A 23,461-nucleotide genomic window follows, 5' to 3' on the forward strand; every position below is an offset into this window, starting at 1 on the left:
CTAGAAGCTGGCCCGGACCGGACCCCCGGGCGGGGCATCGGCTGTATTTGCAGCGCTTATACGGCCTCGCAACCGATCTCATTGGCGCTCGCGCGGCGCTCTCCCTAAGCTCCGGCCGCTCCACGAGAACGCCCTTCGAGAAAGACCTCCAATGACCACCCGCCCCCTCCGTTCCGCCGCCTGGTTCGACAACCCCGAGCACAGCGAACTCTCGGTCCTCCACCTGGCCTGGTACCTCAACTACGGCCTGACGCGCGAGGAGCTGCAGTCCGGCCGGCCCATCATCGCGATCGCGCAGAGCGGCTCCGACCTGACGCCGTGCAACCGGCACCACCGCGAGCTCGCGCAGCGGGTGCGCGACGGCATCCGCGAGATGGGCGGCATCGCGATGGAATTCCCGATGCACCCGATCCAGGAGAACGGCCGCCGGCCCACGGCCGCGCTCGACCGCAACCTGGCCTACCTGGGCCTGGTCGAGACGCTGACCGGCTACCCGATCGACGGCGTGGTGCTGACCACCGGCTGCGACAAGACCACCCCGGCCGCGCTGATGGCCGCGGCCACCGCGAACATCCCGGCCATCGTGCTGTCGGGCGGGCCGATGCTCAACGGCTGGCACGACGGCCAGCGCACCGGCACCGGCACCACGCTGTTCAAGGCGCGCGAGCTGTTCGCCAAGGGCAGCATCGATTTCCCGGGCTACATCGACCTGGTCGGCTCCACCGTGCCCTCGATCGGCCATTGCAACGTGATGGGCACGGCCTCGACCATGAACGCGCTGGCCGAGGCGCTGGGCATGAGCCTGCCGGGCTGCGCCGCGATTCCGGCGCCGTACCGCGAGCGCGGGCAGATGGCTTACGAGACCGGGCGGCGCATCGTGCAGATGGTGCGCGAGGACCTCAAGCCCTCGGACATCCTCACGCGCGCGGCTTTCGAGAACGCGATCGTCGTCAACTCGGCGATCGGCGGCTCGACCAATGCGCCGATCCACCTGATCGCGATCGCCAAGCATGCGGGCGTGGACCTGGTCATCCAGGACTGGGAAGGCGTGGGGCTCGAGGTGCCGCTGCTGCTCGACATGCAGCCGGCCGGCAAGTACCTGGGCGAGGAGTTCTACCGCGCCGGCGGCGTGCCGGCCGTGGTGGCCGAGCTGCATCGCCACGGCCTGATCCGCGAGGGCGCGCTCACGGTCACGGGCCGCACGCTGGCGCAGAACTGCGCGCAGGCGCCGGTGAAGGACACCGACGTGATCCGCCCCTTCGAGGCGCCGCTGCGACAGAACGCCGGCTTCCTCGTGATGTCGGGCAACCTGTTCGACAGCGCGATCATGAAGACCAGCGTGATCTCCGACGAGTTCAGGGCGCGCTACCTGAGCGCGCCCGGCGACCCCGATGCCTTCGTCGGCCGCGCCATCGTGTTCGACGGCCCCGAGGACTACGAGCGCCGCATCGAGGACCCGGCGTTGGACATCGACGCCTCCTGCATCCTCTTCATGCGCGGCGTGGGACCGATCGGGCACCCGGGCTCGTCGGAGGTGGTGAACATGCGCGCGCCCGCGCACCTGCTCAAGAGCGGCGTCTCGGCGCTGCCCTGCATCGGCGATGGCCGGCAGTCGGGCACCTCGGGCTCGCCCTCGATCCTCAATGCCTCGCCCGAGGCCGCGGCGGGCGCGGGCCTGGCGCTGCTGCGCACCGGCGACCGCGTGCGCGTGGACCTGAAGGCGCGTCGCGTCGACATGCTCGTGGACGACGAGGAACTGCGCTCCCGCGCGCGCCAGCTCGAGGCCGCGGGCGGCTACCCGATCCCCGCGAGCCAGACGCCGTGGCAGGAGATCCAGCGCGCGATGGTCGACACGCTGTCCGAGGGCATGGTGCTCAAGCTGGCCGTCAAGTACCAGCGCGTGGCGCAGACCGCGGGGATTCCGCGCCGCAACCACTAGCCAGAACGCGCTTCATCCCGAGAATTTTTTCAGGAGACAACAACGATGAATCCCTACAGCCCCCTGGTCGGCGCCGCCGTCCACAAGGCGCGCTGGCGCCTGCTGCCGATGCTGATCCTCATGTACATCATGTCGATCCTCGACCGCGTCAACGTCGGCTTCGCGAAGAACGCGCTGCAGATCGACACCGGCCTCAGCGACGGCGCCTTCGCGCTCGGCGCCGGCATCTTCTTCGTGAGCTACGCCATCTTCGAGGTGCCGAGCAACGTGATCATGACGCGTGTCGGCCCGCGCATCTGGCTCAGCCGGATCATGGTGAGCTGGGGCCTGGTGGCCTCGGCCATGATGTTCGCGACCACCGAGACCTCGTTCTACCTGCTGCGCTTCCTGCTCGGCATCGCCGAGGCCGGCTTCTATCCGGGCGTGCTGCTCACGCTGACCTACTGGTTCCCGGCCAAGGTGCGGGCGCAGGCCAACGGCATCCTGCTGTTCGGCTTCGCGGGCGCGCTGGTGATCGGCGGGCCGGTGTCGGGCGCGCTGCTCGAGATGCACGGCATCGGCGGGCTCAAGGGCTGGGAGTGGATGTTCCTGATCGAGGGCGCGATGGCGGTGGTGGTCGGCATCGCGGCCTTCTTCGTGATCGTCGACCGGCCGCATGCCGCGAAGTGGCTCGCGCCCGCGGAGCAGGATGCGCTGCAGGCCGTGCTCGACCAGGAGGCGGCACAGAAGGCGGCCGGCAGCCCGCACACCGTGATGCAGACGCTGCGCAACCCGAAGGTGATGTTCTTCGCGCTGAACTTCTTCATCGTGCAGATCGCGGCCTACGGCCTGATCTTCTACCTGCCGAGCCAGGTGTCGCAGATCCTCGGCCAGAAGATCGGGCTGATGGTGGGCTTCGTCACCAGCATCCCGTGGCTGCTGGCGTTGTTCGTCGTCTATTTCGTCACGCGCTGGTCGGACCGGCACCACGAGCGGCGGCGCCTCACGGTGGCCTCGCTCTACACGGTGTTCGGCGTGTGCGTCTGCCTGTCGGCGCACGGTTCGCCGATCTTCGCGATCGCGGCCTTGTCGATCGGTGCCTCGACCTATCTGTCGGGCACGCCGATCTTCTATGCCTTCCTGTCGGAGCGCCTGTCGGGCCTGGGCATCGCCACCGGCATTGCGCTGGTGAATTCCATCGGCAACCTCGGCGGCTTCGTGGCGCCGAGCCTGCGCACCTACGTCGAGCAGAACCATGGCGGCTCGGCCGCCGGCCTCTACACGCTGGGCGGCGCGGCGCTGCTCGCGGCCTTGATGCTGGCGCTGATGCCCAGGGGCTGGCGCACGGTGGCCGCCGCGCCGCGCGAGGCCTCGCGGCCCGGCACGGCGCTCGAAGGCTCGGCGCTGCCGCGCGCCTGAGGCCGGTTCAGAGCGACAGCCGCCAGGCGCGCGCGAGCGCCTGCATCGCGCAGTCGACCTCGGGGCGCCGCAGCGCGCCCGCGAGGCAGACGAAGCGCAGGTCGCTCTCGATGCCGACCTGGTCAGCGATCACCAGCCCGTCGCGCTGGCTGGCGCGCAGCGCCACCGCGTCGCGCGCCAGCGAGATGCCCACGCCCGCGCGCACCAGCGCGAGCATCGACGACTCCTGGTCGGCCTGCGCCGCCTTCTTCAGCACCAGCCCGCGCGCCTGCAGCACCGGCGCCAGCAGCCGCGAATGCGAGGAGGTCGCCGGCGCCAGCACCCAGGGCAGGCAGCTCAGGTCGGGCCAGTCGCGGCCCATCACCTGCGGTCCCCAGCCCGGCGGGCCGATCACCTGGTAGCTGAAGCGCGTGAGCACGATCGAATGGAAGGCCTTGCCCTCGCTGCGGCGCGAGGCCGAGCTGGCCTGCGGCAGGTCGCTCGCGTCGGGATCGCCGAGGTAGAAGCCGACGTCGACTTCCTTGTTCAGCAGCTTGGCGAGCACCTCGCCGCTGGTGCCGTGGTGCAGCTCGGTCTCGAGCTCGGGCGCCAGCGTCACCAGCTCCTTGAGCAGGCCGCTCAGGCGCGTGAACTCGGGGTCGAGGATGGTGCCGATGCGCAGCGCGCCGCGCACGCCACCCTTCATGCGCTCGGCGGCGATCGCGAAATCGTTGAGGCCTTCGAGCGCGTGTTCCGCGTGGTTCAGCAGCGCCGCGCCGTCGCGCGTCAGCAGCAGGCCGGTGGGCGTGCGCTGGAACAGCTCGAGCTCGACCAGCGCGCCGAGCTCCTTGAGCTGCAGGCTGACCGCCGGCTGCGTGAGGAACAGGCGTTGCGCGCCTTTGGACACCGATCCCTCGCGCGCGACGGCCACGAAGGCCTGCAGCAGCCGCGGGTCGATCTTCTTCATGCGGCGCGCGTGCTCAGGGCATGAGCGTGTTCGAGGGCAGGGTCTCGTCGAGCAGCTTGCGCGCCGTCTCGATGCCGGCCACCGGCAGCAGCTTCGGGTCGAGCAGCCCCACCTGCACCAGCACGCTGGCCTGGTCCCAGTAGATGTGCTCGTGGTAGAGCTTGTCGCCGCGGAACTTGATGACCGCGAGCAGCGGCACCTCCACGCGCCGGCCCGTGGGCGCCACGCCCGGCAGCATCCACGGGATCTCGGTGGTGTGGGTGAACGAGAACAGCAGCTCGTCGACCACCTGCGTCGCGCCGACGGTGCGCGAGATCGAGGTCAGCGCGGTGTCGGGCGGATTGCTGTTGACGAAGTGGTTGGTATAGAAGGCATGCAGGTTCCTGTAGCCCACGCCGCCGGTCATGGTCGGGATGTGGTTGACGTAGGGCTCGGCCACCATGGTCGACATGGTGTCGTCGACGTTGCGGGTGCCGAACTCGTACTCGCAGTGCTTGTCCCACAGCGCCGAGAGGTCGTAGTGCGGGCCGATCGCGGCCTTGAGCGCGGCGATGCTGCGCTCGTGCGCCATCAGTGCCGAGGGCTTGTGGAAGTGGTCACCGCCCGCGCGCGCGAAGGCGTGGTCGACGCCCGGATAGACGTGCAGCGCCACCTTCGGATGGCCCTTGAGCGCCTGCACGATGCGCTCGCGCGCCTCGGGCGGGCAGAACTTGTCGAGCTCGGCCACGTGCAGCAGCAGTGGCTTGCGGATGTTCTTCGCTTCCTCGAGCGCCGCGTCGATGCCCACGCCGTAGTAGCCCACCGACACGTCGGCATCGGTGCGGCAGGCCGCGAGGTAGGCCAGCTTGCCGCCGAGGCAGAAGCCCAGCACGCCAGCCTGGCGCTCGACCACCTCGGGCCGGTCGCGCAGCACGTCGAGCGCGGCCTGGATGTCCTCCATGCCCTTGGCCTCGTCGAAGCCGCCGTAGAACTTGAAGGCCTGCTGCCAGTCGGCCTCGCTGTAGCCCAGTTCCACGTCGGGCTGCTGGCGCCAGAACAGGTCGGGCACCAGCGCCACGTAGCCTTCCTCGGCGTAGTAGTCGGCCACGTCGCGCATGGTCTTGTTCACGCCGAAGATCTCCTGCGCGATCACCAGGCCGGGCCCGTGGCCCGAGGCCGGCACGGCGAGGTAGCCGCGGAAGCTGCCGCTGCCGTCTTTGGCGGCGAGCTGGATGTATTGACCTGTCATGGGTGTCTCCAAGTGGGGGTGGGTGAGTGGCGCTGCATGCCGCGCGCCCGGGCCCGAAGGCTCAGGCCGGCTGCAACTGCTTGTACATGACGAAGGCGTCGACGAAACCTTGTCGCGGATGCCGGAAGGCTCCTGGCAGCGTGCCGACGATGGCGAAGCCCAGCTTCTGCCAGAGATGGACTGCGGGCGCGTTGGCCGAGACCACGAAGTTGAACTGCATCGCGAGGAAGCCGCGTGCGACGGCCTCGCGCTGCGAGTGCTCGCACATCGCCGAGGCGACGCCCAGGCCGCGCGCCGCGTCGGACACCACGTAGCCGCAGTTGGCCACGTGCGCGCCCTGGCCCGGCTGGTTGGCCTTGAGCACGTAGGTGCCGAGCACCGCGCCCTGCGCATCGCAGGCCACGTAGGTGGCCAAGCGCGGGTTGAGCCACAGCGAGTGCGCTTCGTCCTCGGGAATGTCGGTCGCGAAGGTGTAGGTGTCGCCGCGGCGGAAGGTGGGCTCGAGCACCGACCAGATCGCGGGCCAGTCGGCGGGTTCGGCGAGGCGCAGTTGCAGCATGGGGTCTTCGGTCGGGGGGCGGACGCTGCAAGGATAATCCGCCCCCATGGAAATCATCAGCTTTCTCGTCGACTTCATCCTGCATGTCGACAAGCACCTCGAGGCCTTCGTCATCGCCTACGGCCCCTGGGTCTACGCGCTCCTGTTCCTGATCGTGTTCGTCGAGACGGGGGTGGTGGTGATGCCCTTCCTGCCCGGCGATTCGCTGCTGTTCATCGTGGGTGCGCTGTGCGGCGTGGGGCTGATGAGCTTTCCGATCGCCTGCACCTTGCTGTTGATCGCGGCCATCCTCGGCGACCAGTGCAACTACAGCATCGGCCGCTACTTCGGGCCCAAGGTGTTCCAGTGGGAGAGTTCGCGCTTCTTCAACCGCAAGGCCTTCGACCAGGCCCATGCCTTCTACGAACGCTACGGCGGCATCACCATCGTGCTCGCGCGCTTCATGCCCTTCATCCGCACCTTCGCGCCCTTCGTGGCCGGCGTGGCCGAGATGAGCCGCGCCAAGTTCAGCATGTTCAACGTCGGCGGTGCGCTGCTGTGGGTGCTGGGCATCGCGACCGCGGGCTACTTCTTCGGCAACCTGCCGCTGGTGCGCCAGCACCTCGACAAGATCATCTGGGCGCTGATCTTCGTGCCGGGCCTGCTCGCGATCTTCGGCGCCTGGCGCGCGGCGCGGGCCGAGAAGGCGCGCGCGCAGCAGGGCGCCTGAGGCCGCGTCCCACGAAAAAAGAGCGCCCCGCGGGGCGCTCTTTTCGTTCAGGCAGTGCGGGTGGCAAGCACCCGGCCGATCAATAGTTCGGGCCGTTGCGCGGGTAGTAGTTGCCCTGCGGGTAGCGCTGCTGGTTGTAGTAGTTGCGTTCGTCGGCATTGCGGCCGACCTGATTGCCGATGATCCCGCCGATGGCGGCACCACCCACGGTGCTGGCGGTGTTGCCGCCGATCGCATTGCCGACCAGCGCGCCACCGACCGCGCCGACGCCCGTGCCCAGGTTCTGGTTCGGGCCCGACGCGCAGCCTGCCAGCGCCATCACGGAGGTGGCCGCCGCAGCGGCAATCCAGATGCGTGCTTTCATGATGTCCACCTTTCTGTTTAAAAATCGATGGAGTGATCTTCTGCAAAACGGCGTTCCATCCTGTGTAGGAGCCCGCCGCGCCTGCCTGTGCGGGGCGCCGGGCCGCAGCGTGGGAAGGGGAGCCTGCGCGGGGTCGGCGCTGCCCACGCCGCCCTCTGAAAACAGGGCCGCAGACCGCTCAGAGCTGCCGGCTGCGCGCCAGCGGCGGGTTCTGCGCGAAATAGCGCTGGATGCCGCGCATCAGCGCGTCGGCCAGGTCTTCCTGGTACTGCACGCGGCGCAGGTTGGCTTCTTCCTCGGGGTTGCTGATGAAGGCGGTCTCGACCAGCACGCTCGGGATGTCGGGCGCCTTCAGCACCGCGAAGCCGGCCTGCTCGACCTGGCCCTTGTGCAGCCGCGCGCCGATGCCCTTGATCTCGCCGAGCATCGCGCCGCCGAGCTTGAGGCTGTCGTTGATCTGCGCCGTGGTGCTCATGTCGAGCAGCGCGCGCTGCACCTGCGCCTCGTGGTTGCCCACGTTCACGCCGCCGACCTTGTCGGCGTCGTTCTCCTTGTTGGCGAGCCAGCGCGCGGCGCTGCTCGAGGCGCCGCTCTGGCTCAGCGCGAACACGCTGGCGCCGCGCGCGGCCGGCGTGGTGAAGGCGTCGGCGTGGATGCTCACGAACAGGTCGGCCTGCACGCGCCGCGCCTTCTGCACGCGCACGCCCAGCGGCACGAAGAAGTCGGCATCGCGCGTGAGGAAGGCGCGCATCGGGTTGCCGTTGATGCTGCTGGCGTTGATGCGGTCGCGCAGGCGGAACGCGACCTGCAACACGATGTCTTTTTCGCGCGTGCCGGCCGGGCCGATGGCGCCGGGGTCCTCGCCGCCATGGCCGGGGTCGAGCGCGACGATGATGATGCGGTCGGTGCGGCTGGTGGTGGCACCGCCGCGCGCGACCGCCACCGGCGGCGGTGGAGCCACGGGGCGGGGCGCTGCCGCGGGCGGGCTCGGCGGCATCGGCAGCGGGCGGTTCTCCGCGACCACCGGCGGCGGCGTCGCGGGACCGGGCCGCATCGACTGCTGCGCCATGAGATCGCCCAGCGGATCCTGCACGGGAGGCGGCGCGGTCGCGACGACGGGTGGGCGCGCGGGCGGCGCGACGGGCGTGGGAACGGGCCGCGGGGCCGGCACGTTGGGCGAGGGCCGCACGAGGATCGGCGGCCCGCCATCGGGTGCCAGGCCCGAGGGCGGCGTCGCAGGCGGCGGCACCGCGGGCGCGCTGGCCACCGAGGTGTCGTTGCTGCCGCTGGTGCGCGGGGCGTCGCGCAGGCGCTCGGTGATCAGCGCCTCCATCGGGTCGATGGCCTTCTCGGGATAGAGGTCGAGCACCAGCCGGTGCTTGTAGGCGGCGATGGGCGCCAGCGAGAACACCTGCGGCGCCACGGTCTGCTTGAGGTCGAACACGATGCGCACCACCTTCGGTGCGTTCTGTCCCACGCGCAGGCCGTTGATGTAGGGGTCGCCGGGCTTGATCTTGCCGACCAGCTCGCGCAGTTCGCTGCTGAGGTCGATGCCCTCGATGTCGACCGCGAGCCGCGGCGGGTTGCCGACCACGAGCTGCTGCGAATGCAGGCGCACGTCGGACTCGATGGTCACGCGCGTGTAGTCGGCCGCGGGCCAGACGCGCACCGCGAGGATGCTGGCGCCGCGCGCGATCTGATGGACGCCGAGCACCAGCGCGAGGCTGCCGCCCTGCAGCAGCACGCGCCGCTTGAGGCCGCCCGCCTTCATGCGGCGGCGTGGGACAGCAGGTCGCCGCCGCGAGGTGTGTTCGCCAGGAGTGTCACGCTGCGTGTGTCGTCGGTCATTGCTTCGATTTTAATAGCTAGGTCCGCAATTGGAGTGCGCCCCGCCGCGTTTTCGGGCCATTCCGCCAGCTTGAGGCCCGGGCCCGCGAAGATGTCACGGAAGCCCGCGTCCTCCCATTCGCGCGGATCGCTGAAGCGGTAGAAGTCGAAGTGGAAGATCGCGAGGCCGTCGGGCGCCTCGTGCGGCTCGACCACCGCATAGGTCGGGCTCTTGATGCGACCCGTGATGCCGAGCGCGCGCAGCAGGTGCCGCACGAAGGTGGTCTTGCCGGCCCCGAGGTCGCCGTGCAGTTCGACGAAGGCATCGCGCAGGGCGGGGGAGGCCGCGAGCGAGCGAGCGAAGGCCTCGGTGTCGGCCTCGTCGCGCCAGCGCATTTCTACAATCGGCAAGTGATCGTCAGCAGCCATCCACTCGTTGTGCGTATTCAGGCCTTGGCCCGGGAACTCGGATTCTCCCAAATCGGAATCGCGGGCGTCGATCTGTCGAGCGCCGAGGACGGTCTGATGCAATGGCTGGCCCATGGGTTCCATGGCGAGATGGATTACATGGCCGCGCACGGCACGCGGCGCGCGCGGCCCGCCGAGCTGGTGCCCGGTACCGTGAGCGTGATCACCGCGCGCATGGACTACCTGCCGCGCGACACCGATCCCGACTGGCAGGCGATCGAGTTCGAACGCCTGCGCCGGCCCGGCGAGGCGATCGTCTCGGTGTATGCGCGCGGCCGCGACTATCACAAGGTGCTGCGCAACCGGCTCGCGAAACTGGCCGAGCGCATCGCGCAGGAGGTCGGGCCTTTCGGGCATCGCGCCTTCACCGATTCGGCGCCGGTGCTCGAGGCCGAGCTGGCCTCGCGCAGCGGCCAGGGCTGGCGCGGCAAGCACACGCTGGTGCTCGATCGCAACGCGGGCTCGATGTTCTTTCTCGGCGAGATCTACGTCGACATGGTCCTGCCCGAGAGCGAGCCGGTGAGCTCGCACTGCGGCAGTTGCAGCGCCTGCATCGACGTATGCCCGACGCAGGCGATCGTGGCGCCACGGCGGCTCGATGCGCGGCGGTGCATCTCCTACCTCACGATCGAGCATGGGGGAGCGATCCCGGTCGAGCTGCGGACGTTGATGGGCAACCGGATCTATGGTTGCGATGACTGCCAGCTGATCTGTCCGTGGAACAAGTTCGCGAAGAAGAGTTCGTTGCCGGACTTCGATGCGAGGGAAGGGTTGACGGGGCGCGGCCTGGCCGAGTTGTTTGCCTGGACCGAGGAAGAGTTCCTGCGCAGGACCGAGGGCAGTCCGATTCGCCGGATCGGCCATGAGCGGTGGCTGCGGAACATCGCGGTGGCGCTGGGGAATGCGCTGAGGGCTGGCGAGGAGGGGGCTCGCGAGGCCCTGGTGTCCCGCAAGGACGGCTCCAGTGCCCTGGTTCGGGAGCACGTGGAGTGGGCCTTGGGGGCCATCGCTCCCGAGTAGGTTCTTTCTTTGGAGTGGCCGGCTGCGTTCGACCTTGGTGTTCGTCAGCCGGCTTCTCGCGCCACGGCGATGGCGGGCTGACGGGCCAGCTCGATGAATGCCCGCACGTAGTCGATGGCGGTGTCCGCCTCGCGTGCCCCGAGGAAGATCTGCTTGGCGATGCCGCGCGGGCCGAGCCGCACCGGCACCACGTCCATCTTGGCCGCGTATTCCTCGACCAGCCAGCGCGGCAGCGCGGCCACGCCGCGGCCGCTGGCCACCATCTGCAGCATGATGTCTGTGGTCTCGATGGCCTTGTGGCGCTTGGGCGTGACACCGGCCGGCAACAGGAAGTGGTTGTAGATGTCCAGGCGCTCGACGTCCACGGGATAGCTGATGAGCACCTCCTCGGTCAACTGCCGCGGCTTCACGTAAGGCGCCGAAGCCAGCGCATGGCCCCGGGCCACGACCAGCACCTGCTCGTAGTCGAACACGGGCTCGAACTTCAGGCCCGGCTTGTAGAGCGGGTCGGGCGTGACCAGCAGGTCGATCTCGTAGCCGAACAGCGCGCCGATCCCGCCGAACTGGAATTTCTGCTTCACGTCCACATCCACGTCGGGCCATGCGGCCAGATAGGGTGAAACCACCTTGAGCAGCCACTGGTAGCAAGGGTGGCATTCCATGCCGATGCGCAACGCACCGCGCTCGCCCTGCGCGAACTGGCCCAGGCGCTCCTCGGCCAGGTCCAGTTGCGGCAGCACGCGGTTCGCCACCGCCAGCAGGTATTGGCCGGCCTGCGTCAGGCGCAGGCTTCGGCCTTCGCGCAACCAGATGTCGGTGCCCAGCTGCTGCTCCAGCTTCTTCATGCTGTGGCTCAGGGCCGACTGGGTCAGGTTCAGCACGCCCGCGGCGGCCGTCAGCGACCCTTGCTGTTCGACCTGCCGAACGATGCTGAGGTGGAGGCGTTCAAGCATTCACATGACTCCCGCTCATGGATTGTTGAAATAAAACCATTTTACGTCATCGATTCCCCTGACTAGCATCCATCCAGATGAAAGAAGAAATGACACGTCCACTCCGTCTCGTCGCTGTTTCCGGCGGACTGCAACGCCCATCGAAGTCCGCCGCGCTGGCAGAGCACCTGATGGAGCTGATCGCCGACGCGTTCCCTTGCGAACAGCGCCTGATCGAACTCGGCCCCCTCGCGCCGCAGTTCGCCGGTGCGCTCTGGCGTTCCCAACTGCCCGAAACGGTGGAGCGGGAACTGACGGCGATCGAGCGGGCCGACGTGCTGGTCGTGGCAACGCCGGTCTATCGCGGCTCCTACACGGGACTGTTCAAGCACTTCTTCGACTTCATCGATCAGGACGCCCTGATCGACAAGCCCGTGCTGTTGGCCGCCACCGGCGGCAGCGAGCGCCACGCCCTGGTGATCGACCACCAGCTGCGACCGTTGTTCAGCTTCTTTCAGGCGCGCACCTTGCCGTTGGGTGTCTACGCGACCGACAACGACTTCGTCGACCACCGCCTGCGGAACCCGGCCCTCATCGAGCGGTCGAGGCTGGCGGTCCAACGGGCCTTGCCATTGCTCGAATTGCTGCGCCACACCTCGCCCTCCGCCGCCGAGGAAGTGGCTCTGGCCTGAAACAGGAATTCGTCTTCTCTCTCAAAAAAAATCAGATCGCCGGATCCCAATGAACAAAGAACTCGCCTTCAACCTCAAGAGCATCCGTTTCGATGAGAACTACCAGCCATCGGACAGCACGCGCATCACCACCAACTTCGCCAACCTGGCCCGGGGAGCGAGCCGGCAACAGAACCTGCGCAACACCTTGAGGATGATCGACAACCGCTTCAACGACCTGGCGCACTGGGACAACCCAATGGGAGATCGCTACGCCGTCGAGCTCGAGATCATCTCCGTGGAGATGAGCATGGATGCCGAAAGCGGCAATGCCCTGTTTCCGCTGATCGAGATACTGAAGACCTGCGTCCTCGACAAGAAGACGAACAAGCGCATCGACGGCATCGCGGGGAACAACTTCTCTTCCTACGTGCGCGACTACGACTTCAGCGTGCTGCTCCCGGAATACAACGCCCATCGGGCGGAATTCGGCACGCCGGAGGATTTCGGTGACCTGCACGGAAAGCTGTTCCAGCAGTTCGCCAACTCGCGCATCTACAAGGAGCGTTTCGGCAAGCCGCCTGTCATCTGCATCAGCGCCTCGACCAGCAAGACCTATCAGCGGACCGGAAACCAGCACCCGGTACTGGGTGCCGAGTACCAGCAGAACGAACTGTCCTCGACCGACCAGTACTTCGCCAAGATGGGGATGCAGGTTCGCTTCTTCATGCCGCCCAATGGCGTGGCGCCCCTGGCTTTCTATTTCCATGGCGACCTGCTGGGCGACTACACGAGTCTCGAGCTGATCGGCACCATCAGCACGATGGAAACCTTCCAGAAGATCTATCGCCCCGAGATCTACAACGCGAATTCCTCGGCCGGAACAATCTACAGCCCGAGCCTGAAGAACCAGGACTACTCGTTGACGCAGATCGTCTACGACCGGGAAGAACGCAGCCAGCTGGCGGTCAAGCAGGGGAAGTTCGCGGAGGAGCATTTCATCAAGCCCTACAGGAACGTTCTCGAGCAGTGGGTTGCCGATCGCGTTGTCTGACCCCCATCCCCATGCCATCGAGCGGCTGCGCGGCCCCACAGGCCCCGCAGTACGCTCGCCATCCCGTCTTCGCTTGAAAAAAAGGAAAATCCAGATGTTCGAAACCTCCATCGCCGGCAGCCTGCCGAAGCCAGCCTGGCTCGCTGAAACCAACAAGCTGTGGCCTCAATGGGCCGCCGAAGGCGATGCGCTCCGCCAAGCCAAGGCCGACGCGACCCTGCTGTGGATCAAGGCCCAGGAGGATGCGGGCCTGGACATCGTGTGCGACGGCGAGCAGTCGCGCCAGCACTTCGTGCACGGCTTCCTCGAGCAGGTCGAGGGCATCGACTTCGAGCACAAGGTGAAGATGGGCATCCGCGACAACCGCTACGACGCGATGGTGCCGCAGGTGGTCTCGGCCCTGCGCCTGAAGGGCCGCGTGCATGCCTTCGAGGCACAGCTGGCGCGTGCGCACACGAAGAAGAAGCTCAAGTTCACCCTGCCGGGCCCGATGACCATCGTCGACACCGTCGCCGATCGTTTCTACGGCGACAAGGTGAAGATGGCCTTCGCTTTCGCCGAGTTGCTCAACCAGGAGGCCCTGGCGCTGCAGGCCGATGGCGTGGACATCATCCAGTTCGACGAGCCCGCCTTCAATGTCTACATGAAGGATGCCGCCGACTGGGGCGTGCAGGCGCTAGAGCGCGCGGCGCAGGGCCTGACCTGCACGACGGCGGTGCATATCTGCTACGGCTACGGCATCAAGGCCAACACGGACTGGAAGAGCACCCTCGGCGAAGAATGGCGCCAGTACGAGCTGGTGTTCCCCGCACTTGCCAAGAGCCGAATCGATCAGGTGAGCCTGGAATGCATCCACTCCCACGTACCGCCCGACCTGATGAGCCTGTTGGCCGGCAAGGACGTGATGGTCGGCGTGATCGATGTGGCCAGCGAGGCGATCGAGACCCCCGAGGAAGTGGCCGACACCATCGGCCGCGCCCTGCAGTTCGTCCCGAAGGAGCGCCTGTTCCCGTGCACGAACTGCGGCCTGGCCCCGATGGGCAGGGACGTCGCATGGCGCAAGCTCAAAGCCCTCGCAGAAGGCACCAAGCTGGCAAAGGAGCGGCTAGCCACGGCGTAACACCAACCAGAAGGACGCGCCACACAACGCTCCCCCACACACAAGGACGCGCCACGGCGCGTTGACCCTCATCCCCTCTGGCTGTGCCGAGGAGCGCAGGAGAAAGCGGGATCAGGGTCGCAGCTGTCTGAGCGGAACGAAGTGCAGCGAGTTCTGCGGACCCCCGCTTTCTCCGAGCACCGCAGGTTGCCCGTAGCGAAGCGGAGGGACACAGACAGTGGGGTCGCCTTCTCTTTGGTTACTTTCTCTTGGCGAGACAAGAGAAAGTGACTCGCCCGCCGGGGCGAGACCCGGCCAACAGCGCAACCAAAGCAACCCATCGAAGATCGACCAAGAAGATCAACGAGGCAAAGCCAAGGCAAACGGCAAACTCACCACCCCCAACACCGTAGACATAGTCACCAACCCCGCCACAAACGCCCCGTTGTACCCCATCCTCTGCGCCAACACATAAGCACTCGAAGCCGTAGGAACCGCAGAAAAAGCCATCAACACAGAAGCCTGCGCCGCATCCAGCCGCAACCACCGAGCCAGCCCCCAAGCCACCAGCGGCAAGATGAAGTGCCGAATCGAAAGCACCGAAGCGGCCAGCACCTTCCCCCGCCCCAACGTGGCGAACTGCATCCCCGCCCCCGCCGCCAGCAGCCCGAGCGCCAACGAAGCCGCCCCGATCCGCGACAAGGTCGGCGTGAGCCAGCCAGGCACCGTGAACCCCAGCACGTTCGCCAGCAACCCCGCCACCGTCGCCACGATCAGCGGATTGCGCACCAGCTGCCGCGCGAACCCGGTCTGCGCATGCCGCGTCATCGGCCACACCGCCGCGATGTTCATCATCGGCACGCACACCCCGATCAGCACCGCGATCAGCAGCAGGCCTTCGGGTCCCGCGAGCCGCTCGGCCATCGCGAGGCAGATGAAGGAGTTGAAGCGGAACGCGACCTGCACGCTCGCCGCGTGGTCGCGCCGGTCGAGGTGCGAGCCGATGCCCGGCACCCAGGGCAGGGCATAGGCCAGCGCCACGCCGCACAGGCTCACGCCCACGCCCGCAATCAGCAGGCTCGAGGTCGCACCGAAATCGAGCGGGCTGCGCACGATCGAATGGAACAGCAGCGTGGGAAAAAGAAAGTAGTAGACGAGGCTCTCGACCTGGTCCCAGACCTTGCGGTCCAGCGCGGTGTAGCGGCACAGGAGCCAGCCGATGGCGATCAGGGAGAAGTCGGGGAAAAGCAGCTGCGCGTAGTTCACCGCGCCGAGCATAAACCGCCCAAACCATGGGTATTCCACAGCCCGGGTCGCAGCGGCGAGCCGCTAGCATCGCTGCTTTCGCAATTTTCGTCCCCATCGTTCAAGGAGTAATCGATGCAACGTCGTCAATGGAGTGCCTTCGTCGGTGCCGCCGCGCTGGTCGCGGTCGCGGGCCCGGCCTTCGCCCAGGGCTATCCCAACAAGCCGGTCGAACTGAGCGTTCCCTTCGCCCCGGGCGGTACGACGGACATCGTGGCGCGCGTGGTGGCCGATCCGCTGGGCAAGGTGCTGGGCCAGCCGGTGGTGGTGATCAACCGCGCCGGCGGCGGCGGCATCGTGGGCGCGGCCGAGACGGCGCGCTCGGCGCCCGACGGCTACAAGCTCGGCGTGGCCACGGTGTCGAGCACCGCGGCCAACCCGGCCATCAACCCGAAGACGCCGTACGACCCGATCAACGACTTCACGCCGATCATCAACATCGCGGCCACGCCGAACATCATCGCGGTCAACCCGAGCTTCCCGGCGAAGAACTACGCCGAGTTCGTGGCCGAACTGAAGAAGAACCCCGGCAAGTACTCGTACGCCTCGTCGGGCACGGGCGGCATCGGCCACCTGCTGATGGAGCTCTACAAGAGCCTCACCAACACCTTCGTCACGCACATCCCGTACCGCGGCGCGGGCCCGGCACTCAACGACGTGGTGGCCGGCCAGGTGCCGATCATGTTCGACAACATCCCCTCGGCCATGCCCTTCATCCAGAGCGGCCGCCTGATCCCGATCGTGGTGTCGGCGCCGCAGCGCCTGGCCGCGCTGCCGAACGTGCCGACCTTCAAGGAAGTCGGCCTCGAGCCGGTCAACCGCATGGCCTACTACGGCATCCTCGGCCCGAAGGGCCTGCCGAAGGAAGTGGTCGACAAGATCAGCGCCGGCGTGAAGAAGGCGGTGGAAGACCCGGCCGTGAAGAAGCGCATCGAGGAAACCGGCTCGCTGATCGTGGCCAACACGCCCGAGCAGTTCTCGGCCCAGATCAAGGCCGAGTACGAGGTCTACAAGGACGTCGTGGCCAAGCAGAAGCTCAAGCTCGACTGATCCTGCCCGATCCCGAAGGGGCCGTTCCCTGCAGAGGGGAGCGGCCTTTTTTCATGGCCATCGCCATGGTTGTCGCCCAGGCTCGGCGCGGGGCCCGCGCTTTTTGCTATCTTGCCCACCCATGACCGAGGCCGCCGCCGCACCCACCTCCGACATCGACGAATTCATCGACGCCCTCTGGCTCGAGGACGGCCTGTCGAAGAACACGCTCGCCGCCTACCGGCGCGACCTCGCGCTGTTCGCGCACTGGCTCGACCAGCAGCGCGGCGGCATGAAGCTCGGCGCGGCGCAGGAGTCCGACCTGCAGGCCTACATGGGCGTGCGGCTGTCGGCCAAGGGCAAGGCCACCTCGGCCAACCGGCGGCTCACGGTGTTCAAGCGCTACTACCGCTGGGCGCTGCGCGAGCGCCGCATCGTGGCCGACCCCAGCCTGCGGCTGATGCCCGCGCGCCAGATGCCGCGCGCGATCAAGCTGCTGTCGGAGAAGCAGGTCGACGACCTGCTCGGCGCGCCCGACGTCGACACGCCGCTGGGCCTGCGCGATCGCGCGATGCTCGAGCTGATGTATGCGAGCGGGCTGCGCGTGAGCGAGCTGGTGTCGCTCAAGGTGATCGACATCAGCCTCAACGACGGCGTGCTGCGCGTGCTCGGCAAGGGCAGCAAGGAGCGGCTGGTGCCCTTCGGCGGCGAGGCGCGGCGCTGGATCGAGCGCTACATCGAGGAGTCGCGCCCCGTGATCCTCGACGGCCAGCAGACGCCCGACCTGTTCGTGACCGCGCGCGGCGCGGGCATGACGCGCGTGATGTTCTGGGTCATCGTGAAGAAGCAGGCGGCCGCGGCCGGCATCCACGTGCCGCTGTCGCCGCACACGCTGCGCCATGCCTTCGCGACCCACCTGCTGAACCACGGCGCCGACCTGCGCGCGGTGCAGATGCTGCTGGGCCATGCCGACATCTCGACCACCACCATCTACACCCACGTGGCGCGCGAGCGGCTCAAGCAGCTGCACGCGCAGCACCATCCGCGCGGCTGAGTCCGCCGGTCAGTGGCTCCTGCGGCGCCGGCCCTCGGGCGCGGCGGAGAGCGCGGGCGAGAGGGTGTCGAAGAAGGCGCTGACCATGCGCATGTCGCGCCGCTCGGCCAGGCACAGCGCATGGGCCGAGGTGAAGATCTCGGTGTCGCTGATCGCCACGCGGTGCAGGTCGGGCGCGGGCACGTACTCGACCTCCGACACCGCGGCGATGCCCAGGCCCTGCAGCACGGCTTCGCGGATCACCTCGCGGCTGCCGATCTCCATCACCACGTCGGCCCGGATGCGCGCCTTGTCGAGCGCGAGCTCGAGCGCCTTGCGCGTGGTCGAGCCCTGCTCGCGCATGATCAGCCGCTCGCCCTCGAGCTCGGCCAGCCGGATCGCGCGGCGGCGCGCGAAGCGGTGCGAGGAGGGCACGAAGACCACCACCGGCTGCTTCATGAAGGGCACCGAGAGGAAGCGCTCGTCGCGCACCATCTGCGCGAGCACGCCCACGTCGGCGCTGTAGTCGAGCAGCTGGTTCAGCACGTCCTGCGAGTTGCCGGTGCTCACCGTCACCTTGATGCCGGGATAGCGCTGGTTGAAGTCGACCAGCATCTTCGTCACGTGGTAGGGCCCCACGGCCGCCACGCGCAGGTGGCCGGTGCGCAGCTCGCCCGCGTCGCCCAGCAGGTTCACGGCGTCGGCCTCGAGGCTGAAGATCTGCTGCGCGAGCTGCATCAGCTGCTCGCCCATCACCGTGAGCTGCACGCGCCGGCCGCGGCGGTGGAACAGCTCCACCTTGTAGGCCTCCTCGAGAAAGCGCACCTGCGTCGTGATGGTGGGCTGGCTCACGTGCAGGCTCTCGGCGGCGCGCGTGAAGCTGCCTTCGCGGGCCACCGCGAAGAAGGAACGAAGCTGGGTCAGGCGCATGCGGCGGCTCCGGAAAAAGCGGGATTCTCGATGAATCCGACTATAGGTTCATTGAATACATCGACGAAAAAATTTGAATTGGATCGATGTATGGGCCGGTGATGTACTCGCCGCCAGGCGCTCCAGGTCGGCATCCAAAAGACGACCGGAACGCCACGAATCCCCGGGCCGCCACGACGGCGGCGCGGGGGACCGGAACCGCAGAAGACTGGAGACACAGATGATGAAACGCAGAAGCTTGCTGTTCGGAGCTGCCGCCGGCGTGGGCGCGGCCTTCCTTCCACCGGCGCGGGCGCAGCAGGCGCTCACGGTCGGGCTGATTCCTTCCGAGGATTCGCGCGCGATGATCGCCAACAGCCAGCGCATGATGGACATGCTGGCCCAGGGCCTCGGCATGCCGGTCAAGCCCTTCGTGGCGGCCGACTACAACGGCGTGATCGAGGCGCTGCGCTCGAAGCGGCTCGACGTGGCCTACCTCGGCCCGTTCTCGTACGTGCTGGGCACCACGGTGGCCGACATCGAGGCCTTCGCGGTCGCCGAGACCAAGAAGGCCGGCCGCACCTTCTATTACAGCCAGGTGGTGGCCCACAAGGACAGCGGCATCAAGAGCGTGAAGGACTTGAAGGGCCGCACCTTCGCCTTCGTCGACCCCAGCTCCACCTCGGGCCACCTGTTCCCCAAGGCGGGGCTGATGAAGGCCGGCTTCGATCCCGACAAGGACTTCGGCCGCGTGATCTTCTCGGGCTCGCACGACTCGAGCGCGATCGCGGTGCAGAACCGCAAGGTCGACGCGGCCGCCATCGCCGATCGCATCCTCGATGCCGCGGTGGCGAAGGGGCTGGTCAAGCGCGAGGACCTGGTCGAGGTCTGGCGCTCGGATCCGATCCCCGAGTCGCCCACGGTCTGGCGCAAGGACCTCGGTGCCGATCTCAAGCAGCGCGTGCAGGCGGCCTTCCTGCAGGTGAAGGACATCCCCTGGTCCGACCAGGGCCTGCTCAACGGCTTCCATCCGACCAACGACGCGGCCTACAACGTGATCCGCGACACGGCCAAGATCCTGAAGCTCGACCTGGGGAAGATGAAATGATCGAGATCCGCGGCCTTTGCAAGCGCTACGGCGACTTCACCGCGCTCCACCAGGTCGACCTCGCGGTCGGCAAGGGTGAGTTCGTCGTCATCCTCGGTGCCTCGGGCGCCGGCAAGTCGACCCTGCTTCGCTGCATCAACCAGCTCGCCGAGCCCACGCAGGGCGAGGTGCGCGTGGACGGCGCGCCCGTGCGGCGCGATCGCGCGGGGCTGCGCCGCGTGCGCCGCGACGTGGCGATGATCTTCCAGCACTACAACGTGGTGCCGCGCCTGTCGGTGCTGAAGAACGTGCTGACCGGGCGCCTGGGCTCGATGCCGGCGCTGGCCTCGTGGTTCCAGGTCTTCCCGGCGCGCGACATCGCGATCGCGCGCGAACGCCTGCGCCGCGTCGAGCTCGACCACAAGGCCGACCTGCGCACCGACACGCTCTCGGGCGGCCAGAAGCAGCGCGTGGGCATCGCGCGGGCGCTGGCGCAACGGCCCAAGGTGATCCTGGCCGACGAGCCGGTGGCCAGCCTCGATCCGAAGACCTCGCGCAAGGTGCTGAACTACCTGCGGCAGGCCAGCCGCGAGGACGGCATCACCGTGATCTGCAACCTGCACCAGGTCGACTACGCGCGCGAGTTCGCGCAGCGCGTGATCGGCGTGGCGGGCGGGCGCGTGGTGTTCGAGGGCCGGCCCGATGAGCTCACGGACGAGGTGCTGCAGCGCATCTATCCGGGCGGCCTCGAGCCCGACCCGGGAGAACCGAAGGAAGACGCGGCCGTGGCCGCGGTGCACGCGCCGGCGATGCCGCCGGTCCAGCAACTCGCCCTGGAGCAGCCATGATCGCGATCGGACGCTACAACCTGTTGATCGCCCGCAGCGGCGGCAACCCCGGCTGGTGGAAGTACCTGGTCGCCGCGGCGGCCGGGCTCGGCGTGCTCTGGTGGGCCGCGATCGGCGCGCAGGTGAGCTTCGGCGAACTCGCCAAGGGCATGCCCTGGATCGCCGACTTCCTCGGCCGCATGCTGCCGCCCAACTGGGAGTTCATGGGCAAGCTGGTGAAGCCCGCCATCGAGACGGTGCAGATCGCGCTCTGGGGCACGCTGCTGGCGGTGGTGCTCGCGGTGCCGCTGTGCTTCTTCGCGGCGCGCAACATCTCGCCGAACCCGGCGGTGTTCCATGCGATGCGGCAGGTGCTCAACATCACGCGCGGCATCAACGAGATCATCCTCGCGCTGATCTTCGTGGCGGCCGTCGGCCTCGGGCCCTTTCCGGGCGTGCTGGCGCTGGCGCTGCATGGCGCGGGCATGCTCGGCAAGTTCTTCGCCGAGTCGATCGAGGAGATCGACCAGGGGCCGATCGAGGCGCTGCGCTCCACGGGCGCGGGCCCGATCCAGACCATCGTCTTCGGCGTGATCCCGCAGGTCGTGACGGCATGGATCGGCGTCATCGTCTACCGCTTCGAGACCAACCTGCGCCAGGCCACCGTGCTGGGCATGGTGGGCGCGGGCGGCATCGGCTTCGAGCTGGTGGGCAGCATGAAGCTGTTCCAGTACCAGGACACGGCGACCTGCATCCTGGTCATCGTGGTCATGGTGATGACCGCCGACTACCTCTCGACCCGGCTGCGCGCCTGGATCCAGCAGGGCAGCCGTTCCTGAGGCCGCGCGCCGACGACCGACCCCGACCATGACCTTCCACTACTTCAACCCCGTGCAGAGCACGTACGGGGCCGGGGCCCTGTCGTCCCTGCCGAAGCTGCTCGCGGGCCGCCGCGCTGCGCTGGTGACCTTCCAGGAGGCCCGCGCGATCGGGCTGCTGGGCCGGCTCGAGGCAGTGCTCGGCGATGCGCTGGCCTGCGTGATCGACAAAGTGCGGCCCAACCCCGACGTGGCCGAGCTGGCCGCGACCTACGCGCAGTTCTGGCGCGCGCATCCGCAGGTGGAGGCGATCGTGGCGGTCGGCGGCGGCAGCGTCATCGACACCGCGAAGGCGCTGATGGTGGCGGGCGAGGGCGCGCGCTTCGACGACCTGGTGGCCGGCCTGGCCGGCGAGCGGCCCTTCGTGCCGGTGCACGCCAAGATGCTGATCGCCGTGCCGACCACCGCGGGCACCGGCAGCGAGGTCACGCCCTGGGCCACGATCTGGGACCGCGGCCGGCAGCGCAAGTATTCGCTGCACCTGGCGCAGACCTGGCCGCGCCATGCGCTGATCGATCCCGAGCTGATGCTGTCGCTGCCCGCGGCGGTCACCTTGCAGAGCGGGCTCGATGCGCTCTCGCATGCGCTCGAGTCGATCTGGAACGTGAATGCCAACCCGGTGTCGGACACCTTCGCGGTGGCCGCGGTGCGCGACACGCTCGAGGTGCTGCCGCAGCTGATGGGGCGGCTCGACGACGTGGCGCTGCGCGGGCGCATGGCGCTGGCCGCGCTGAAGGCGGGCATGGCCTTCTCCAACACCAAGACCGCGCTGGCGCACTCGATCTCCTACGAGATGACGCTGCGCTACGGCCTGCCGCACGGCATCGCCTGCTCGTTCCCGCTGCCGCTGGTGCTCGAGCGCGCGATAGGCCGGCGCGCCGACCGCGACGCGGTGCTGGCGCAGGCGCTGGGCCTGCCGCTCGCGGAGGCGCCGCGCCGGCTCGCGGCCTTCATCGAATCGCTGGGCGTTAAGACCCGCTTCGCCGACTACGGCGTGGGCGAGGACGAGGCGCAGCGGATGCTGCTGCAGGCCCTGAGCGGCGCGCGCGGGCGCAACTTCATCGGCGGCGCGATCGCGCAGGACACCGCCTGAGCGGGCGGGGCGCGGCGAATCCCGGGTCGCTCGCGGCTTGCCGCAGAATCGGCGGCTTCCGAACACGAGAGACATCGACATGAGGATCCACCGCGTCTTCCTCGCCGGCCTCGCGCTGGCCGCGACCGCCGCCACCATCGGCCCCGCCCTGGCCCAGGGCTACCCTTCCGCCAAGCCCATCCGCCTGATCGTCGGCTACCCGCCCGGCGGCGGCATCGACTTCGCGGCGCGCACGGTGCAGGTGCCGCTGCAGGAGGCGCTCAAGCAGCAGCTGGTGGTCGACTACAAGCCCGGCGCGAGCGGCATGATCGCGGCCACCGAGCTCACGCGCCAGCCGGCCGACGGCTACACGCTGCTGCTGGCCAACACCGGGCCGTTCGCGATCGCGCCGTACCTGCAGAGCAAGCCGCCCTACGACCCCATCAAGCAGTTCACCTACATCGGCCAGATCAGCCAGGGCAGCTACATCGCGGTGACGCGGCCCGACCATCCGGCCAAGGACCTCAAGGCCTTCGTGGCCTGGGCCAAGGGCCAGCCCGGCAAGGTCAACTTCGCCTCGGGCGGCAACGGCACCTCGACGCACCTCAACGGCGAGCTGATGAACCAGGTCACGGGCCTGGACATGACGCACGTGCCCTACAAGGGCAGCGCGCCCGCGGTGCAGGACCTGATCGGCGGGCAGACGCAGATCCTGATCGACGCCGGCAGCGTGCTGCTGCCGCAGGTGAAGGGCGGCAAGCTCAAGGCGCTGGCCGTGACCGGGCCGCAGCGCGATCCGCAGCTGCCCGACGTGCCGACCGTGAAGGAACTGGGCCTCGCGGGCATGGAGTCGGTGGGCTTCCAGGGCCTGGTGGGACCGGCGGGCATGCCGAAGGAAGTGGTGGACCGTCTCGCGGGCGAACTCGCCAAGGCGCTGGCGCAGCCGGCGATCCGCGCCAAGTTCGCCGCGGCGGGCGCCGAGGTCCATTCGCTGGGCCCGGTGGAGTTCGCGGCCTTCGTGAAGGCCGACAACGAGAAATGGTCGAAGCTGATCCGCGAGCGCAAGCTGCAGCTCGACTGATGGAGGCAGACTCGAGCGCCATGACG

At 68.2% G+C, this 23,461-nt stretch carries 23 protein-coding genes; 14 read left to right on the forward strand and 9 right to left on the reverse strand.

Translation table 11 applies throughout. From position 1 onward, the window contains the following. Positions 1-151 precede the first annotated feature (151 nt). Positions 152-1,939: an IlvD/Edd family dehydratase gene (locus AC07PU_RS18250; protein WP_495319266.1), complete on the forward strand. Its 1,788-nt coding sequence runs from the start codon at positions 152-154 to the stop codon at positions 1,937-1,939. Between the two features lie 45 nt (positions 1,940-1,984). After that, positions 1,985-3,337 (forward strand): MFS transporter, encoded by a 1,353-nt coding sequence (locus AC07PU_RS18255; RefSeq protein ID WP_495319268.1) that lies wholly within the window; start codon positions 1,985-1,987, stop codon positions 3,335-3,337. Between the two features lie 7 nt (positions 3,338-3,344). On the opposite strand, the gene AC07PU_RS18260 is transcribed toward AC07PU_RS18255, so the two are convergent. The 3 genes from AC07PU_RS18260 to AC07PU_RS18270 all read right to left on the reverse strand — a co-directional run bounded on the left by AC07PU_RS18260 (position 3,345) and on the right by AC07PU_RS18270 (position 6,070). Next, positions 3,345-4,283 (reverse strand): LysR family transcriptional regulator, encoded by a 939-nt coding sequence (locus AC07PU_RS18260; RefSeq protein ID WP_495319270.1) that lies wholly within the window; start codon positions 4,281-4,283, stop codon positions 3,345-3,347. A gap of 13 nt (positions 4,284-4,296) precedes the next feature. After that, positions 4,297-5,511: a dienelactone hydrolase family protein gene (locus tag AC07PU_RS18265; protein WP_495319272.1), complete on the reverse strand. Its 1,215-nt coding sequence runs from the start codon at positions 5,509-5,511 to the stop codon at positions 4,297-4,299. Positions 5,512-5,572: 61 nt separating this feature from the next. After that, positions 5,573-6,070 (reverse strand): GNAT family N-acetyltransferase, encoded by a 498-nt coding sequence (locus AC07PU_RS18270; RefSeq protein WP_495319274.1) that lies wholly within the window; start codon positions 6,068-6,070, stop codon positions 5,573-5,575. A gap of 46 nt (positions 6,071-6,116) precedes the next feature. On the opposite strand from AC07PU_RS18270, the gene AC07PU_RS18275 reads away from it, so the two are divergent. Beyond that, a complete protein-coding gene (locus tag AC07PU_RS18275) occupies positions 6,117-6,779 on the forward strand; it encodes a DedA family protein (RefSeq protein ID WP_495319276.1) in 663 nt (220 codons plus the stop codon). Between the two features lie 79 nt (positions 6,780-6,858). Here AC07PU_RS18275 and AC07PU_RS18280 read toward each other — a convergent pair whose 3' ends face one another. The 3 genes from AC07PU_RS18280 to tsaE form a co-directional block, all read right to left on the reverse strand. Continuing rightward, positions 6,859-7,143, reverse strand: coding sequence for a YMGG-like glycine zipper-containing protein (locus tag AC07PU_RS18280; protein ID WP_057597702.1), 285 nt, complete (start codon positions 7,141-7,143; stop codon positions 6,859-6,861). 178 nt (positions 7,144-7,321) lie between these two features. Continuing rightward, the gene (locus AC07PU_RS18285; protein WP_495319279.1) at positions 7,322-8,914 is read right to left on the reverse strand and encodes an N-acetylmuramoyl-L-alanine amidase; all 1,593 of its coding nucleotides are present in this window, start codon (positions 8,912-8,914) and stop codon (positions 7,322-7,324) included. Beyond that, on the reverse strand, positions 8,911-9,399 hold the full coding sequence (gene tsaE, locus AC07PU_RS18290; RefSeq protein WP_057597919.1) for a tRNA (adenosine(37)-N6)-threonylcarbamoyltransferase complex ATPase subunit type 1 TsaE: 489 nt from the start codon (positions 9,397-9,399) through the stop codon (positions 8,911-8,913). Before tsaE ends, AC07PU_RS18285 begins: the two co-directional genes overlap by 4 nt. Here tsaE and queG point away from each other — a divergent pair. Further along, a complete protein-coding gene (gene queG / locus AC07PU_RS18295) occupies positions 9,385-10,458 on the forward strand; it encodes a tRNA epoxyqueuosine(34) reductase QueG (protein WP_495319426.1) in 1,074 nt (357 codons plus the stop codon). The two genes, tsaE and queG, sit on opposite strands and share 15 nt — an antisense overlap. 44 nt (positions 10,459-10,502) lie before the next feature. Here the strand turns inward: queG and AC07PU_RS18300 are convergent, their stop codons facing one another. Next, entirely contained in the window at positions 10,503-11,411 is a 909-nt protein-coding gene (locus AC07PU_RS18300; protein ID WP_495319282.1) for a LysR family transcriptional regulator, read from the reverse strand. A gap of 89 nt (positions 11,412-11,500) precedes the next feature. Between AC07PU_RS18300 and msuE the strand changes: the two genes are divergently transcribed. The 3 genes from msuE to AC07PU_RS18315 all read left to right on the forward strand — a co-directional run bounded on the left by msuE (position 11,501) and on the right by AC07PU_RS18315 (position 14,235). Next, complete coding sequence (gene msuE / locus AC07PU_RS18305; protein ID WP_495319428.1) at positions 11,501-12,082, forward strand: FMN reductase; 582 nt, start codon at positions 11,501-11,503, stop codon at positions 12,080-12,082. A 49-nt stretch (positions 12,083-12,131) separates the two neighbouring features. Further along, positions 12,132-13,115: a DUF1852 domain-containing protein gene (locus tag AC07PU_RS18310; protein ID WP_495319284.1), complete on the forward strand. Its 984-nt coding sequence runs from the start codon at positions 12,132-12,134 to the stop codon at positions 13,113-13,115. Positions 13,116-13,209: 94 nt separating this feature from the next. Then, the gene (locus AC07PU_RS18315; protein ID WP_490876999.1) at positions 13,210-14,235 is read left to right on the forward strand and encodes a methionine synthase; all 1,026 of its coding nucleotides are present in this window, start codon (positions 13,210-13,212) and stop codon (positions 14,233-14,235) included. A 339-nt stretch (positions 14,236-14,574) separates the two neighbouring features. Here the strand turns inward: AC07PU_RS18315 and AC07PU_RS18320 are convergent, their stop codons facing one another. Then, a complete protein-coding gene (locus AC07PU_RS18320; protein ID WP_495319286.1) occupies positions 14,575-15,492 on the reverse strand; it encodes an AEC family transporter in 918 nt (305 codons plus the stop codon). Positions 15,493-15,594: 102 nt separating this feature from the next. Here AC07PU_RS18320 and AC07PU_RS18325 point away from each other — a divergent pair, with 102 nt between their 5' ends. Further along, entirely contained in the window at positions 15,595-16,569 is a 975-nt protein-coding gene (locus AC07PU_RS18325; RefSeq protein WP_495319288.1) for a tripartite tricarboxylate transporter substrate binding protein BugE, read from the forward strand. Positions 16,570-16,690: 121 nt separating this feature from the next. Continuing rightward, positions 16,691-17,602 (forward strand): site-specific tyrosine recombinase XerD, encoded by a 912-nt coding sequence (gene xerD / locus AC07PU_RS18330; protein ID WP_495319290.1) that lies wholly within the window; start codon positions 16,691-16,693, stop codon positions 17,600-17,602. A 9-nt stretch (positions 17,603-17,611) separates the two neighbouring features. On the opposite strand, the gene AC07PU_RS18335 is transcribed toward xerD, so the two are convergent. Beyond that, positions 17,612-18,511: a LysR substrate-binding domain-containing protein gene (locus AC07PU_RS18335; protein ID WP_495319292.1), complete on the reverse strand. Its 900-nt coding sequence runs from the start codon at positions 18,509-18,511 to the stop codon at positions 17,612-17,614. Between the two features lie 223 nt (positions 18,512-18,734). On the opposite strand from AC07PU_RS18335, the gene phnD reads away from it, so the two are divergent. The 5 genes from phnD (at position 18,735) to AC07PU_RS18360 (ending at position 23,435) form a co-directional block, all read left to right on the forward strand. After that, entirely contained in the window at positions 18,735-19,598 is an 864-nt protein-coding gene (gene phnD / locus AC07PU_RS18340) for a phosphonate ABC transporter substrate-binding protein (RefSeq protein WP_296777240.1), read from the forward strand. Beyond that, positions 19,595-20,425 (forward strand): phosphonate ABC transporter ATP-binding protein, encoded by an 831-nt coding sequence (gene phnC / locus AC07PU_RS18345; protein WP_495319295.1) that lies wholly within the window; start codon positions 19,595-19,597, stop codon positions 20,423-20,425. The genes phnD and phnC overlap by 4 nt, the downstream gene beginning before the upstream one ends. Then, positions 20,422-21,243: a phosphonate ABC transporter, permease protein PhnE gene (phnE, locus tag AC07PU_RS18350; protein ID WP_143129334.1), complete on the forward strand. Its 822-nt coding sequence runs from the start codon at positions 20,422-20,424 to the stop codon at positions 21,241-21,243. The genes phnC and phnE overlap by 4 nt, the downstream gene beginning before the upstream one ends. 28 nt (positions 21,244-21,271) lie before the next feature. Then, the gene (gene psrA, locus AC07PU_RS18355) at positions 21,272-22,375 is read left to right on the forward strand and encodes an iron-containing alcohol dehydrogenase PsrA (protein WP_495319297.1); all 1,104 of its coding nucleotides are present in this window, start codon (positions 21,272-21,274) and stop codon (positions 22,373-22,375) included. Positions 22,376-22,454: 79 nt separating this feature from the next. Next, positions 22,455-23,435: a Bug family tripartite tricarboxylate transporter substrate binding protein gene (locus tag AC07PU_RS18360; RefSeq protein ID WP_495319299.1), complete on the forward strand. Its 981-nt coding sequence runs from the start codon at positions 22,455-22,457 to the stop codon at positions 23,433-23,435. Positions 23,436-23,461: the final 26 nt, after the last annotated feature.

This window comes from Variovorax sp. GW821-FHT10D07, from assembly GCF_059415325.1.